Here is a 14,514-nt window from a genome sequence, read left to right as displayed (position 1 = left end):
TAAGGATCGCCCGGGTCCCAGCAAAACACCTCAAGGTTGGAGAACACGGTCTTGGCGAATTCCACGCCGTGATCACACCAGTCCATGGTGCATACCGATAGCAGGACCTTGTCCTTGCATGGCTCAATTGTCTGCATCTTCACTTCTCCCTTTCCACGTAATGCGGGTGACAACGACCGCCCCCCGGTAAACCCACTCGGTCGCTAGTACGCGACGGCCCTGACCACGGCATTGAAGCGCTCGACCATGAGCCCCAGTTCCTCTTCGCGGGTGATGAACGGCGGTGCGAACAGCACATGATTGCCTTGTGTGCCTTGCACGGTGCCACTGCCGGGATAGATCAGCAGGCCACGTTGCAGCGCCTCTTGCTTGAGGGCCGCGGCATAGGCGCCGCCGCCCTTGAATGGCGCCTTGGTGGCCCGGCTTTCGACAAACTCCACACCCACGAACAACCCGCGTCCGCGTACATCGCCGACGATGTCCAGGTCGGCCAGGCTCTCCCTGAGCCAGCCGCGCAGTTGCTCGCCGCGCAGGCGCACTTGCGCCAGCAGGTCTTCGTCCTCGATGACTTGCTGCACTTCGAGGGCAATGGCACAGGCCAGCGGATGGTTGACGTGGGTCTGGCCGTTGCCCAGCACACCGGAACCCTGGGCCATCACCGAATGCACCTGGTCACTGATCAACAGCGCCGAAATCGGCATGTAGCCCGCCGCCAGGCCTTTGCCCACCGCGACCATGTCCGGCACGATGCCATCGTCGGTGTAGGCGAACAGCTGCCCGGTACGCCCCATGCCAGCCATCACCTCATCGAGGATCAGCAGCACATCGTGACGCTTGCACACTGCCTGGATCTTGCGAAAGTAACCGGGCACCGCAGGCACTGCGCCGTTGGTGGAGCCCACCACGGTCTCGGCAAAGAACGCCGCTACGTTTTCACTGCCCAGGCTGCGAATCTTGGCATCCAGTTCATCGGCCAGGCGCGTGGCGTATTGGTCTTCACTTTCATCGGGCCGTTGATCACGGTAGGCGTAGCACGGCGAGACAAACTCGGCCGGTGGAAACAGTCGGCCAAACACCGACTGACGCTGCGGGTTGCCGGAGATGCTCAAGGTGCCCAGGGTACTGCCGTGGTAGCTCTGTCGGCGGGAGATGAACACCGACTTGTCGGGCAAGCCGCGCTCGCATTGGTACTGGTAAGCGATTTTCATCACCAGCTCCATCACCTCCGAGCCGCCGGATAAAAACTGCGCACGCGCCAGGCCGCCACTGGCTTGCACCAGGCGTTCGGCCAGTTCCTCAGCGGCGGGGGTGGTAAAGCTGCCTGCATGGGCCCAGGCCAGTTTTTTTGCTTCGCGCTCGAAGGCCGCTGCGATACGAGGGTGGCCATGGCCCAGGCTCGACACGGCCACACCCCCACAGGTGTCGAGGTAGCGTTTGCCCGTTGCGTCCTCAAGCCACACGCCGGTCCCGCCGACCGCCAGGATCGGCGAGGTGTTGAGGTTTTTGTAGATCACTTTTGACATGAGCGCGGTTCCTTGGGCGGTCGGCGTTACAGCTTATTGACGGAGTGATCCCAGGCCGTCGGCGCCTGGTGAAAGCGCCGTCCGAAACGGGAGGAATGAAACACCGAACGCGTCAGCCCGATGGGCAGCAGCACGACGATAAACAGCAGGAACGCCAGAAATCTCAGCACGGTAAAAACTCCATTGGGTTAAGGGTAAGGATCAATCCAGCGGGATCTCGCTGCGCCAGTCCACGGCCTCGACGAAGGTCGGCTGGCCGGGGCGCTCCAGCACGTAGCGGCCTAATACCAGCACGTCCATTTCTGTGCGCATGAAGCAGGCGTAGGCTTCCTGCGGCTTGCACACGATGGGTTCGCCACGCACGTTGAACGAGGTGTTGACCAGTACCGAGCAGCCCGTGCGCTCCTTGAAACTGCGCAGCAGGTAGGTGAACGGGGCGTTGTTTTCCTCGGTCACCGTTTGCACCCGCGCCGAGAGGTCTACGTGGGTCACCGCCGGCAACTGCGAGCGAATATTGTTGATGCTGCCCAAGCCCCGTTGCGGGCCGCCTTCTTGGCGCGACTGTTCGGATTTGATCGAGTCGGTGACCGGCGCGACCATCAGCATGTACGGGCTTTTTTCGCAGATATCGAAATAGTTGCCAGCGTCCTCGGCCAGCACGGCCGGGGCGAACGGGCGAAACGACTCGCGGTATTTGATCTTCAGGTTCATGGTGCGCTGCATCTCGGGGTTGCGCGCATCACCCAGAATCGAACGCGCGCCCAAGGCCCGTGGGCCAAACTCCATGCGCCCCTGGAACCAACCCACCACCGCGCCGTCGGCCAGGCGACTGGCGACCTGGTCATACAGCGCGGCGTCGTCATACAGGGTGAAGGGGTACTGGTTTTCCAGCAGGAACCGCGCGATTTCGTCGTCGTCAAAGCCCGGCCCCAGCAGGCTGCCGCTCATGGCATCGGACTTGTTGCCCTGCAGGTGCGGGCGCCCGCTGTGCTTGACTGCATAATCCAACGCGGCCCCCAGGGCACACCCGGCATCGCCGGCGGCCGGCTGGATCCAGATCGAATCGAAACGCCCCGAGCGGCTGAGCACGCCATTGGCCACGCAGTTCAAGGCCACGCCACCGGCCAGGCACAGGTTGCGCTCGCCGGTCTGCTTGACTGCTGCGGTGGCGAGGCCCAGCACCACGTCTTCAGTGACTTTTTGAATCGACGCGGCCAGGTCGCACTCGCGTTGTGAGATCGGGCTTTCGGGTTGACGGATCGGCCCGCCGAACAGCGCCTCAAAGGCTTCGCCCACCATGCGTTCACCGCGTAGGTATTCGAAGTACTTCATGTTCAGGGTGAAGGAGCCGTCCTCGCGGATATTGATCAGCTCGTCGCGAATCTTGTCGGCATAGATCGGCTGGCCATACGGCGCCAGGCCCATCAGCTTGTATTCCCCGGAATCGACCTTGAACCCGCAGTAGTAGGTCATGGCCGAATACAGCAAGCCCACGGAATGGGGGTAGGAAATCGAGTTTTTCAGTTCAAGGCTGGAACCCTGGCCGTGCCAGATGGTGGTCGAGTGCCATTCGCCGATGCCGTCGATGCACAACACCGCCGCATTCTTGAACGGTGACGGGTAAAACGCCGCCGCCGCATGGGAGCGGTGATGCTGGGAGGCCTGGGTGCGCGGCGCCTTGCCTCGCCCCAGGATTTCCAATTGCTCGTCGACGAACTTGAGCACGTTCCACTTCCAGCGAATCCATTCCGGCATCGCATTGATGAACGTACGCGCGCCGCCGATGCCTCCGCTGGCAAACGAGGAGATCACCCGGGAAAATTTTTCCTGGGGGTCTTCGTAGTAAACCACTGCCTTCAGGTCCGCCAGGGTGATGCCCTCGGCATCCAGGCAATAGGCTATCGCCTGGGCAGGGAACGCCGGGTCGTGGCGCACGCGGGTGAAGCGCTCTTCCTGGGCGGCAGCGACGGGCACGCCGTCCTTGACCAGGGCGGCAGCACTGTCGTGGTAGAAGGCAGAAATTCCTAAAACATAAATAGCCATTTACTGTGCATCCTCATCGCATCCTGCCAATCCATGGAGTTCCCCGCGCCAATCGACCTGCTGGCGTAGGGGCAACCTTTCTCTGCATTTCAAGACCACCATTGCGGGAATGGCAGGCTTCGTAAAACCGGGATCAAGGAGGCCACCAGCACCAGACTCATGGTGATGTTGAACGCCTTCAACCGTTGCGGCTGGGTCAGGAAGCGCCGCAGGTACTGCCCGAAAAAAACCCAGACCATGGAGCACGGTGAACCGAATAAAAAAAACAACAGTGCAATCAGGAACACCTGCACCGTGTACGAACCCAGGGGCGAGGTGTAGGCCAGCACTGCACCCACCGCCATCACCCAGGCCTTAGGGTTGACCCACTGGAACAACGCCGCAGCGGTGAACCCCAACGGCTTGCCTGACTGGTCACCCAGGTCTGCGGTGGGGGCACGGGCGATCTGGTACGCCAGGAACAACAGGTATAGCGCGCCGATCACCTGCAACCCATCGTGCAGCCACGGGTACTGCCGGAACACCGCCCCGGCGCCCAGCCCGACCGCCACCAGCATCAGCGGAAAACCGACGTTGATACCGGCCACATGGCGCAGGGTGCGACCCATGCCGAAATTCGCGCCGGACGACATCAGCATCACGTTGTTCGGCCCTGGCGTGACGCAGGTGGCGATCACGAACAACACAATCGAGTAGTAATCCAGTGCCTGCATGGTTACGCCCCGTTCAACGGTAATCTTCCAGGGTGCCGCGTCGACGAATGTCGACAGACACACAATGGAAACCGCCGCTCAAACTGCGCGCATGGCGCATCTTCAATGGCGCCACATCGATGCCGTGTTTTTCCAGTGCGCGAATCAGCGGCAGCTGCTGGTCGTTGATCACCGCCAGCGACGGGTTGACCATGATGAAGTTCATGCCCTGCCAGATCGACGCACGGGGGTACGACCAGCAGTAGCCGGTGTCGACCATGTCGGGCGCCCAAATGATGTCCCAGTTCTTGAACACCTGCGGCACCTGGTCTTTGCCGATTCGCTCGGGGTTCAGCACCACCAGCCCAGGGCGTACGAGGGTGATGGTGGTGTCAAGGTGCGTACCGTCGTAGAACCCGCTGAGGGCGTGCACGCGGTATTGATCGCCGAGCACGCGCTTGAGCCATTCGTAGCCCAGGCGATTGCCGCTGCGCGACACCAGGTAAAGAATGTCGCGGCCCATGCGCAGCACGTTGGCTGCATCGAAGATCGGCTCATCGTTGGCGATGATCGAGCCTTCACGCGGGTTGACCCGGTAGGTGCTGTCCGGCAGTTCCGGCTTGGGGGCGGAAATCCAGTTGGCGCCGCTGGCGAAGTACGCCTGCAGGTGTTCGCGGTAGGCAAAGGGTTCCAAATACCGGCTGCGCAAGGCCATCGGCGCTTCGATGATGGTGTTGCCAATCGGCAGCAGGACATCCCTTGGGCAGTAGTTGTATTCGCCGTCGGTCTTCCAGTCGCCGGTGCCGAAGAGTGCGGCGTGATAGGTCTCCTTGGGCCGGCGCACGGTCACCCCATGACCGACCAGAAAGGCCGCAAACGCGTCCAGGTCTTGCTGGGCCTCTTCAACCAGTTGTTCGGGATAAGGCCCTGATGGGATCTCATGGGGCGAGTCGTGATGCTCGCTGTAGTCGAGGGCGAACAGGCCCTTGTCGGGCCTGGGCACGCGCGCGCCGTGGGCGATACCCACGATCATTTCTTCGAGGGGGTCCCATTCGTTATGCACTTGTACCAAAGACATGATTGCTCCTCGTGGCGTTAGTGTTCGCGGGTTTCCTGCAGCACCTGCCGAGTGATCGGCAAGTGATGCAGATAGCCTTTGGAAGCCGCTGTGTGTGCCGGACGCGGCAATACATCGCCGGCCGAAGAGAAGCCCAATCGACGCAACATCGACGTCCACTTGCCCGGCATCGGCGCCAGGGACTCATAGCCCACCCGCACGCGCTGCCATTGCGCGGCGACCTGCTCGGGGTTTGTCAATGAACGCATGTAGGCATCGATCGCATCGGCGGCCCAGGCCGAGTGCCCGGTGGACACGTTATCGATGGTGTTGTGCAGATCGACGAACGCCGTGCTGAAGCCGTAGTGGCGCAAAAAGCGTCGCGCCGAGCGATAGCTGCCGCCCACCCCGGACAACTCCATCGCCAGGTTCATGCCGAGCACTTCAGGCATGAACGTCACCGGCAGCTTGCCCAGGCATAGCCAGTACACCGGCAGGCGAAAGGACTCTTCATACAGGCGTGGGTCTTGGGCGAATTCACGGCTGCCGGTGGGGGCCAGTTCGAAATCCATTTCCCGCAGGCCATCGCGGTAGATTTTCGGGTGGTTGAGCGCCTCGATGCCGTTGCCCAATTCGTCCCAGTAGGTCTGGAACAAGGCGTAGCCCACATGGGAAGACGCCAGGCCCATGTCGGTAAAACCTTGCAGCCACGCCCCGTCGATCAGCGTGAGGGGCGCCAGTTGCAGGGTCGACTCGATGATCTCTTCACGGCTGGGCATTTGCGCCGGGTCGCTGTCATCGAACTGCTGGCCGTTCTGGTCATGCTTGTCGAGCAACCAGGCGCGCAGCACTTGAGGGCCCCACTGCACCGGCAATTGGCGCTCGGATGTTTTCAGCGATTGGCGCGAGCTTTCCAGCCAGCGGCTCACATAGGCACGGGCGAACATCAGGGTGGCCGGCTGCAGCGCGCGCCCCTGCAAGACGAAGTAGGCCTCGCGCAGGCTTTGGGGCCAGTGCCCGGTATCGGCTGCGTTGGCGGTGCTTGGGCGGGGCGCAGCGGCGGGGCTGTCGACCGGCTGGCGCGGCAGTTGCGCGGTGGTGGCGGCCTGGGGCAGCCAATCGATCCATTGGCGAATCACGCTCAAGTCCGTCTCGCTGAAAATGCGAAACATGCGCCCGGTCGGTGCGACCAGGCTGGTGACCAACAGGCTCTTTTTCGCGTTGCCCGGCACGATCAGGCGGCTGCGCGACAGCACATCCAGCAGCGGCAGTGGGTCGTGCTGGGCTTCTTCAAGCCACTGCGCCAGGCTGCGACCTTCGACCAGGTAATTTTGGTGATACACCGCGCCCACTCGGGCCAGGCGCTGCATCAAGTGCGCGATGGCTTGCTGGGGCGAGGTAGCAGTCAGCGAGGCGTTATACAACCGCGCATTCCAGCGCTGCAGTGCGCCGAATACCCAGTTGGCGCCGCGCAGCAGGCGGGCCTGGCGATCGTCGCCCTGTTCGATGATCCGGTGCGCGACCCATTGGCTGATATGGCGCAACGAGGCGGGCTCCAGGCCAGGGAAGGACGTACTCAGGTCCAGCCGCCCCAACGCCAGCGCAAGGCCCTCAAGCTGGCCCATGGCGGCCCAGCCCGGACACAGCCCGACGGCGCGCAGAGCCCAATCCACACCGCAGAGCTCATCGCCAAAGGCGTCGCTGCGTCGACTCAGGGCCAGCAACAGCGCGGGCAATTCGAACGCCTCATCATGCAGGTCCGGCAGGGTCGCCAGTTGCGCGGGCGCCAGGGCGTATGCCGTCAACTGCAACTGGCCCAGCAACGCGTTGAAATGGTGGGCGCGGGAGGCGTTCGGGAAGCCGACGCCGATGTCATGGGCAAACAGTTGCATCAAGCGCAACTGTGCGGGGTCTTCAAACACGCCGGGCGCGCTCAAACCCTGCAGCCAGCAACCCAGCACCGAGGCCATCGGTGCCGAATAGATGGCCAACGCCTGGGCAAATGCGTGGGCGTTGTGCTGTTCAACGGCGGCGGCTGCGGCATTGGCGTAAATGCAAGACTGCTCCAATCGCCACGCGTCGATCTGCCGGGACAGCAGCGGCAATTGCACCGGCTTGCCGTCGTCACCCAGCAGGTTGTCGAGGTACTGCGCATCCAGGAAACATTCAGGGTCGAGCGCCAAGCGATAGAGTTCGCGCCACCTGTTGTCTGCGGGTATTCGCGTTAAAACCGAGCCGTCCATAGCCAATACCTTCCAGTGCCGCGTCAAAACATCGGATAAATGGAGGAGTCAGGCTTTTTCTTCTTTTTTCCAAACAGCCGCAGGAAAAACTTTTTGATAGATCTCATGTGCAAATCCTTTTAGCGGGTGACATCGAGAATAAGTTTTGAAACCAGGTCGTTACCGGCATCGGTGAAGTGGATACGGTCGACGAATTGCCAATCCTGCGGGCCCAAGGCCTCGGCCAGCAGCGGCGTGATGTCGACAAACTTCACCCCCATGGCCTGTGCCCCTTCACGCAGGCGCAGGGCATAGGCTTCGCGTACCGAGGCTTGCAGGATGTCGCCATACACCTCGGTGAAATTGCCGAGCTTGTCGAGTTCGGCAAACAGTTGCTCTTCTTCGCGGCTGCCGGTCTCGCGGACCCAGCCGGCCAGGGGTTGCAGGATGAAGGTGAGCTTCGCGCCCATGTCTGCGGCCAGGGCGCGCCAGATATCCAGATGCTGCAAGGTCAGGTTGGCGGCGTACTCGATTTGTTCTTGCATCGATGGCGGCGCGGGTGGCTCGGGCTCCTGCTGCGGCTTGGCGAACAGGTTCGACAGGCTCCAGCTACTGGCGGCCGGCTGCTGCGGCGCCAGGGCATCGAAAAACTGGTGGCAGTTGAAAAACGCGCCGTGCTCGCCCCGATAGGCTTGGGGCTGACGTGCCAGGCCAAGGTTGTTGAAACCGGAAAACAGCACGATTTCATCCACCTTCGGCAGGTGGTGCCGGTTCAAGATGAACAACACCACCTCCTGGATGGAGTTGAAACTGCGGCCGCCGAAATTGATCCAGCGCTGGGCACGGGTATCGTTATGGGTGAGTCGCGAGGCCAGGGTCCAACTGTCGGCGCTGGCACCAATGCCGAACACCGTGGAACTGCCGGCCAACAGGCGCACCGGGCCACTGGACTTGCCACCGTCGACGACTGAATAGCTGGTGCCCAATGACTCGGAATAACGAAAGCCGTAAGCATCTGTATTGACCACTGGTGAAGAATGGTCAGTTGGATGGAAGTACATCAAATAGGGCAACCATCGAACTTCACCTGAGTCGGTGAATTTTTGTTCGTACTCGGCCATCTGCGGTGTGAGCGTCGTCCTTGCCGTCATAGCGCTTGGTCCTCTTGGTATTCGCTGGGCAGATTCAAACCCCTGGCTTGGCAGGCGTCTGTTGTAGGGCATTTCTGGATTTGCTGTTTACTGTGCTGCTTCGCTGATTTGCGTCTACCGTGTTCAAGGCCTTGTGCACCGTTATGGGGCCTATCATCCCAAGGCGACGATGTGTATTGCAGATACAGCGCAACTCAATCTTTTAAATACAGATTGGGTTTTTCCGCTGAAAATTTTTCAAAAAAAGGTCGGTCTGTAACTTTTTAAGCAACAGATGAGCAGCTACAGTCAGACCCATGACTCTTTATCTGAACCTCGCCGAATTCATCAGCAGCCGCATCGAGCAAGGCCTGTACGGGCCTGGCGAGCGTTTGCCGTCTGTACGCACCCTGAGCCATGAGCACGGTGTGAGCCTGACCACCGTGCAACAGGCCTACCGTGTATTGGAATGTTCGGGGTTGGCGATACCGCGCCCCAAATCGGGCTATTTCGTGCCGGCGGACCGGCGCGTGGCGCCCCTGCCGCAGATGGGTCGGCCCATCCTGCGGCCGGTGGACATTTCCCAGTGGGACATGGTGCAGGAACTGATGCGCTTCGATCAGCGCGCCGAGGTTGTGCAACTGGGGTGCGGCATGCCGGACATCAGCGTGCCCACCCTCAAGCCGCTGCTCACCGCCATGGCCCGCATCAGCCGACGCAGTGACAGCGCCAGCCTGCAGTACAACCATATTCAGGGTGTATTGGCCCTGCGCGAACAGATCGCCCGGCTGTCCATCGATTCGGGCTGCCGCCTGACCGCAGCCGACCTGATTGTGACCAGCGGCTGCCAGGAGGCCCTGTCCACCGCGATCCGCGCCATATGTTCGCCCGGCGACATCGTGGCGATCGCCTCGCCCAGCTACCACGGCATGATGCAGATCCTCAAGGCCGCCGACCTCAAAGCACTGGAGATCCCCACTGACCCGGTCACCGGCATCAACCTGGAAGCCCTGGAAATGGCCCTGGAGCAGTGGCCCATCAAGGCCATCCAACTGACCGCCAACTGTAACAACCCTCTGGGATACATCATGCCCGACGAGCGCAAGCTCAAACTCATCCGCATGGCCCAGCGCTTCGACGTACCCATCATCGAAGACGACATCTACGGCGACCTGTCGCACCGCTACCCACGACCGCGCTCCCTCAAGTCCTTCGACGAGGACAACCGCGTGGTGCTGTGCAGCTCATTCTCCAAAACCGTGGCCCCCGGCTTGCGCGTCGGCTGGATCGCCCCAGGGCGCTACCTGCCCCAAGTGCTGCACATGAAGTACATCGGCTCCGGCGCCACCGTCACCCAGCCACAACTGGCCGTGGCCGAATTTATCGCCAAGGGCAACTACCTCCTGCACCTACGCCGCATGCGCAAACAATACAAACGCAATGGCGACCAGATGAGCGAGTGGGTCAACCGCTACTTCCCCGCGGGCACCCGCGTCAGCCAGCCCCAGGGCGGCTTTACCCTATGGGTCGAACTGCCCGGAGAATTCGACACCTACGCCCTTAATCGCCTGCTGGAGGCCCAGGACGTGCAAGTGGCCAACGGCAATATTTTCTCGGCGGCGGGAAAATACCGGAACTGCATCCGATTGAATTTCGCGAATGCGCCTACGCGCAAGGTGGAGATGGCAGTGCAGAAGGTGGGGCAGACGGTGGGGCAGTTGATGGAGATGGAAGGGGGGAGTGGGGTGGTGGGGCGGGGGGGTTAGTGTTTTTGGGGGGGCTGCCAAGAAGGGGATCGGTGGGTTCGGGGTGTTATGTATAAACGGCTGGGACTCTGGAGGGCTTCCAGCAGGGGGACTGTGATGCTGACGCCGGGTTCAAGGCACAAAAAAAGACGTCCGTGGACGTCTTTAGATGTTGAAGTGGTGGGCCGGGGTAATCTGAACAGGAAATATAACTTGTTGTTTATTAAGAAAAAGATCGGTTTTATTTTTTGCATGGAATGCCATTTGGAATGCCAAACATTGTATGTCGCTCCAGATCGGACAGTTAATCACTTTGTTCCTTGTCCCAGGCTTTTGGTTAGCGAACGCTGGATAACCTGAACGTTTTTCTCTTTTGGGGACTGATTTTCACCACGGGTGAAGGGTTTTCGGTTTGAGCGTGAGGGAAATCATCGGTCGGGATTGAATTTAAATCCACCGGTGCTGCTTGTTCTGGCTGATCATCCTCTGCCGCCGCGGACGGCACCTGACTATTGCACGATGAATCTGGAATGAGGGTAATAGCCTTTTCCTGCTCGAGCAGAGATTCAACGATTTCTGGGGCAGCCTTCGATCTAGAGCGCTCATTTGAAGCTACCGAAGTGTACTCGCCTGACTTCTGCTCCAGCAGCTCATGTTCACCCATCGATTCTTCAGTTACGGAGTGGCTGGGGATGGCTGAGTTATCGGATTGTATGGCGCCTCCGACGAACATCTCGTGAAGGTCTTGAATTGTGTGCTGACGATTCCCTTGCAGAGTTTGTTTCGGCAGTAGCCTTTGCTGTCTGCGCACATGGGCTGCGTAAGCCTTTGTAATCATGCTTTCCAGCAGCACGGAGGGGCTCTTTTTTTGCTCTTTGGCCATGGTTTGTAGATGGTTCTTGGTGGCTGTACTCAGAGTGAATGCGCGCGCTTGGCGGCCGCTCTCCTTTTTCTTGTTTCTGTCTCTCTCCTGGCGCCAAGCATCCTTCATGTCCCGAAATAGTTTGCTCGCGCCAGCGTCCTGCTCGATATACATGCCTGCATCCAGCATTTCGTTGTGGGACGGAAGCTCATTCGGAAGGATCCTCTCCCCGCTATCGAAAATTCGCTCTAAGCCTTTCGCTTGCAAATACTTCAAGGCCCAAAGGCGTTGATTCGTATTTTCAGAATCAAGCCAATCCAGTCCAACTACTCTTTTGCGTCCCATTCTCATCTATTCCTGCTGGAGCCTTCGCTAGGGCCAGTATATTCATTATCGATAACGTTATGCATAACGACATCAAATTTATCCGATAAAAATAGGGTATATTTAGCTGTGATTATTTCTGGATTGCATATGCTAATTAGCCTTTTATCACTGAGTTTAGTGCGACTGGATTCCAAGGCTCGGTTCACGCTGGCGTCGTTTTACCTGCGTTATGAGTTCACTGACACAGGGCCGATCACTATTGATGAGCTGGCTGGTTGCCTTGGAGTGCCTACGAGAGAGTGTGCCAATGCACTCAACTTGCTCCTCAAAGAATCGATCCTTATCGCTACAGCGGCGCTGGCTCAACGAGCCGGTCGGCTGAAAAAATCGTTTCGCCTCCATGACGATGTGGCCAATAAGCTCGGGATTGCGAGTTTTATTTCACGCCCCCTAGATCTTGCGCCTCACTTTGGCGCCGTCGAGCACCTAATCAAGGGGCCTTACATTCACGCCACCAGGCCCGACGTGGAAATCTATGCGATGCCGGCTAATACCGTGAAGGCGGAGCAAAAGAGGGTAGCAGTGCCGAACCGCACTTCTTTACTCAGTCGATCCAATCGACTTCTTCTTGCAGTGCTATCCGCTCATGCAGACCGTTTTGGTGTAGTAAATTCGCTCGGGAATGTAGAGCTATGTCGACTCACCGGCCTTGAGCAGGCAAGCCTTAAACAACGGATTAAGAAGCTTATTGGAATGGGGTTTATTCGACGACACGTGCCCGGAGTTGCCAGTCCCATTTTTGCTGAAAAACTCAAAAGCACTTATGTCCTTAATCTGAATCATCGGCAAATCACCCCCGGGACGGATCTGATCAGCTTCGTTGTGCATGAGCGTGTGGGCGAAGGGGCTGAGGATGTTCGGTACCTGGGGGACGTTTGGTTTGATCTTGAGCTCTGGCGCAATCCCGCTACTAGGCATAAATATTCGTTGTATGAGCTATCCACACCGCCCTCAGTTATCCGGCTTTTTAGGTATGCGCCCAAGCACGCGGTTGAGCAGCTGGAGTTTTTTTTGAGTAGGTGTGTGACAGACCTTCTGACACAGCACTGGGAGCAGCTAGATGCAGTCAAGTCAGACTTTGCCCTTTGCATCCGAGAAGACATCAGCGCATTTTTTCGCAAACCGATGAAGGACGCTAAAGATGCGAGGTTGCTTGACGATGCTGAAATCATAGATTTTCTATGGGGCATGACTATTCAGTTCGCGCGCGTGTGCAAGGTGCGCTTTTCACAGGTTGATGGGCTGGCCTGGCCAAGCCTGAACTTCAGACTTCTATCCAGTGGTTTACGGTCGGGGTATTCCTGTTTAGCGATGTTGATTGATCGGGGTGCTGGCGGTGGCAGGCTGCTGAGGGAGGTCGGCGAGCACGTTGAAACGATGGAAGTCACTACGGAAGCCCTTTGCCCAATCGAGCTTAGAGAAATGGCGGGTTTGCTCACGCCGGCACGAGCGAAAGCCGTCTAGCGGTTATTTTTTATCGCCCCTGCCAATCCTCTGAACGAACACGAGGAGCCCCGTTCATGAGGATAATCCGTTTAAAAGAAGTCATCGACTCGACAGGTCTTGCCCGGTCGACCATCTACAAATACGTCGCGGAAGGTAGCTTCCCAAAACCGGTATCTCTCGGTGACCGCTGCGTCGGCTGGGTCGACAGCGAGGTGCACGATTGGATCTTGGCACGTATCGAAGAGCGTGACTTGGCTGAGGGAGCTGCAGTGCGGTCCGCCGGCCACCTGAGTATGGCCAGCTAGAAACCAGCATAAGCGCCATGACCGGCTATGGCTGGTCATGGCGCTTATGCCGGGTAGGCTGGAGTCCCGCGTCGGACGCCCTGGAAGGCCGAGCAGAGCGATGGTTTATTTCCGGAGTAGAGGCCCTGAAGAAAATCACGGAGTGGCCGTGAAAAAACATCCCGCAATCACCGTGCAGTCGAGAGCATCATTTGCGGCACTAGTATTATGCTTTTACTAGCTTCTCCTACCCATAGGATTCGCAGTGTTACTGAGGTATGAGCTGCAGGCACTGACCAGATGTCCAGTGAGAGAGCTCCAGGTAACCAGTCGAGCGTAAAAAATTACACATGATGAAGATCGGTATGAAACTCAACTAGGAGTCATACCCATGCTTCGTCATTCCAATAACACGAGCTACCACCCGCTTCGTCATCCACGCAACACCAACCTCCATCTGCAGTACGGGCCTACCTACCGTGGCCTGCCCTTGATGGTCGACAAGGGGCCGTATGTAGAGGAGTACCTATCAAGTCTCCTGCGCGTTATCCAGCGAGCACTGACTCAGTATCCTCGGGTCATGGCATTCCGGATGGACCTCCACTTGCCGAGGGAGATAGATCTGTCCGCTAACACCAACAAGATCATTAGCAGGTTTATCGAGTCCTTCTGCGCCAAGATTGACTACCACCGCAGCCAGTTGCGTGAGGAAAAGCAGGATGCTCGTGGTTGCAAGGTTCGCTATGCCTGGGCAAGGGAGGTTGGAATGAGTGGAAGGCCGCACTACCACCTAGTATTCCTGCTTAATCATGATGCTTATCACAGGCCAGGCCGATTGCAATCTACGAATCGAAATCTCGTGACGCGCCTGCAGGAAGCTTGGGCTAGTGCTTTGCAGCTATCAGTCGATCAGATACGGGGGCTGGTGCATATCACTGACAATGCCACGTATCGAATCTACCGGGACGTCCCCGACGGCAAGATGGATGAGCTGCCTGAGTTGTTTCGGCGGGCCAGCTACATGTGCAAGGAGGCTACAAAGTCTTACGGGGATCGCCAGCGAGGCTTCGAAACAAGCCGGGGATAAGCGCAACTCGGGACGCCCTGATTGACCATGAGATGC

General features: G+C 58.9%; 12 protein-coding genes. 4 read left to right on the top strand and 8 right to left on the bottom strand.

What is annotated here, in order from left to right; translation table 11 throughout:
- Positions 1–203: 203 nt before the first annotated feature.
- From DYL59_RS29065 to DYL59_RS29040, 7 genes are all read right to left on the bottom strand, one after another.
- The gene (locus DYL59_RS29065; RefSeq protein ID WP_135292238.1) at positions 204–1,523 is read right to left on the bottom strand and encodes an aspartate aminotransferase family protein; all 1,320 of its coding nucleotides are present in this window, start codon (positions 1,521–1,523) and stop codon (positions 204–206) included.
- Between the two features lie 26 nt (positions 1,524–1,549).
- Positions 1,550–1,693 carry a hypothetical protein gene (locus tag DYL59_RS31480; protein ID WP_167496731.1) on the bottom strand — a complete coding sequence of 48 codons (144 nt, stop codon included), beginning with the start codon at positions 1,691–1,693 and terminating at the stop codon, positions 1,550–1,552.
- 31 nt (positions 1,694–1,724) lie between these two features.
- The gene (locus tag DYL59_RS29060) at positions 1,725–3,566 is read right to left on the bottom strand and encodes a carbamoyltransferase family protein (RefSeq protein ID WP_135292237.1); all 1,842 of its coding nucleotides are present in this window, start codon (positions 3,564–3,566) and stop codon (positions 1,725–1,727) included.
- 89 nt (positions 3,567–3,655) lie between these two features.
- The gene (locus DYL59_RS29055) at positions 3,656–4,279 is read right to left on the bottom strand and encodes a LysE family translocator (RefSeq protein WP_135292236.1); all 624 of its coding nucleotides are present in this window, start codon (positions 4,277–4,279) and stop codon (positions 3,656–3,658) included.
- A gap of 13 nt (positions 4,280–4,292) precedes the next feature.
- Complete coding sequence (locus DYL59_RS29050) at positions 4,293–5,336, bottom strand: inosamine-phosphate amidinotransferase 1 (RefSeq protein WP_135292235.1); 1,044 nt, start codon at positions 5,334–5,336, stop codon at positions 4,293–4,295.
- Positions 5,337–5,353: 17 nt separating this feature from the next.
- Positions 5,354–7,498 (bottom strand): iron-containing redox enzyme family protein, encoded by a 2,145-nt coding sequence (locus DYL59_RS29045; protein WP_238340778.1) that lies wholly within the window; start codon positions 7,496–7,498, stop codon positions 5,354–5,356.
- Positions 7,499–7,677: 179 nt separating this feature from the next.
- Positions 7,678–8,688, bottom strand: a complete 1,011-nt coding sequence (locus DYL59_RS29040) for an SGNH/GDSL hydrolase family protein (RefSeq protein ID WP_135292233.1) — start codon at positions 8,686–8,688, stop codon at positions 7,678–7,680.
- Between the two features lie 296 nt (positions 8,689–8,984).
- Here DYL59_RS29040 and DYL59_RS29035 point away from each other — a divergent pair, with 296 nt between their 5' ends.
- Entirely contained in the window at positions 8,985–10,433 is a 1,449-nt protein-coding gene (locus DYL59_RS29035; RefSeq protein ID WP_135292232.1) for an aminotransferase-like domain-containing protein, read from the top strand.
- A 316-nt stretch (positions 10,434–10,749) separates the two neighbouring features.
- On the opposite strand, the gene DYL59_RS29030 is transcribed toward DYL59_RS29035, so the two are convergent.
- Complete coding sequence (locus DYL59_RS29030) at positions 10,750–11,619, bottom strand: hypothetical protein (protein ID WP_135292231.1); 870 nt, start codon at positions 11,617–11,619, stop codon at positions 10,750–10,752.
- Between the two features lie 129 nt (positions 11,620–11,748).
- Here DYL59_RS29030 and DYL59_RS29025 point away from each other — a divergent pair, with 129 nt between their 5' ends.
- The 3 genes from DYL59_RS29025 (at position 11,749) to DYL59_RS29015 (ending at position 14,478) form a co-directional block, all read left to right on the top strand.
- Positions 11,749–13,125 (top strand): hypothetical protein, encoded by a 1,377-nt coding sequence (locus tag DYL59_RS29025; RefSeq protein WP_135292230.1) that lies wholly within the window; start codon positions 11,749–11,751, stop codon positions 13,123–13,125.
- 56 nt (positions 13,126–13,181) lie between these two features.
- On the top strand, positions 13,182–13,412 hold the full coding sequence (locus DYL59_RS29020) for a helix-turn-helix transcriptional regulator (RefSeq protein ID WP_135292229.1): 231 nt from the start codon (positions 13,182–13,184) through the stop codon (positions 13,410–13,412).
- 370 nt (positions 13,413–13,782) lie between these two features.
- A complete protein-coding gene (locus tag DYL59_RS29015) occupies positions 13,783–14,478 on the top strand; it encodes an inovirus Gp2 family protein (RefSeq protein ID WP_135292228.1) in 696 nt (231 codons plus the stop codon).
- Positions 14,479–14,514 lie beyond the last annotated feature (36 nt).

Source organism: Pseudomonas kairouanensis (assembly GCF_004682055.1).
In the GTDB taxonomy this organism is placed as follows: Bacteria; Pseudomonadota; Gammaproteobacteria; order Pseudomonadales; family Pseudomonadaceae; genus Aquipseudomonas; species Aquipseudomonas kairouanensis.
Note: the sequence above shows the minus strand (reverse complement) of the source record. Positions and strands in the feature narration are given on the sequence as shown.

What these genes read in the sequence shown, in the direction of transcription:
- DYL59_RS29060 (WP_135292237.1), bottom strand. Translation starts at nt 3,566, where the DNA reads ATGGCTATTTATGTTTTAGGAATTTCTGCCTTCTACCACGACAGTGCT.
- DYL59_RS29055 (WP_135292236.1), bottom strand. Translation starts at nt 4,279, where the DNA reads ATGCAGGCACTGGATTACTACTCGATTGTGTTGTTCGTGATCGCCACC.
- DYL59_RS29020 (WP_135292229.1), top strand. Translation starts at nt 13,182, where the DNA reads ATGAGGATAATCCGTTTAAAAGAAGTCATCGACTCGACAGGTCTTGCC.
- DYL59_RS29065 (WP_135292238.1), bottom strand. Translation starts at nt 1,523, where the DNA reads ATGTCAAAAGTGATCTACAAAAACCTCAACACCTCGCCGATCCTGGCG.
- DYL59_RS29040 (WP_135292233.1), bottom strand. Translation starts at nt 8,688, where the DNA reads ATGACGGCAAGGACGACGCTCACACCGCAGATGGCCGAGTACGAACAA.
- DYL59_RS29050 (WP_135292235.1), bottom strand. Translation starts at nt 5,336, where the DNA reads ATGTCTTTGGTACAAGTGCATAACGAATGGGACCCCCTCGAAGAAATG.
- DYL59_RS29015 (WP_135292228.1), top strand. Translation starts at nt 13,783, where the DNA reads ATGCTTCGTCATTCCAATAACACGAGCTACCACCCGCTTCGTCATCCA.
- DYL59_RS29030 (WP_135292231.1), bottom strand. Translation starts at nt 11,619, where the DNA reads ATGGGACGCAAAAGAGTAGTTGGACTGGATTGGCTTGATTCTGAAAAT.
- DYL59_RS29025 (WP_135292230.1), top strand. Translation starts at nt 11,749, where the DNA reads ATGCTAATTAGCCTTTTATCACTGAGTTTAGTGCGACTGGATTCCAAG.
- DYL59_RS29035 (WP_135292232.1), top strand. Translation starts at nt 8,985, where the DNA reads ATGACTCTTTATCTGAACCTCGCCGAATTCATCAGCAGCCGCATCGAG.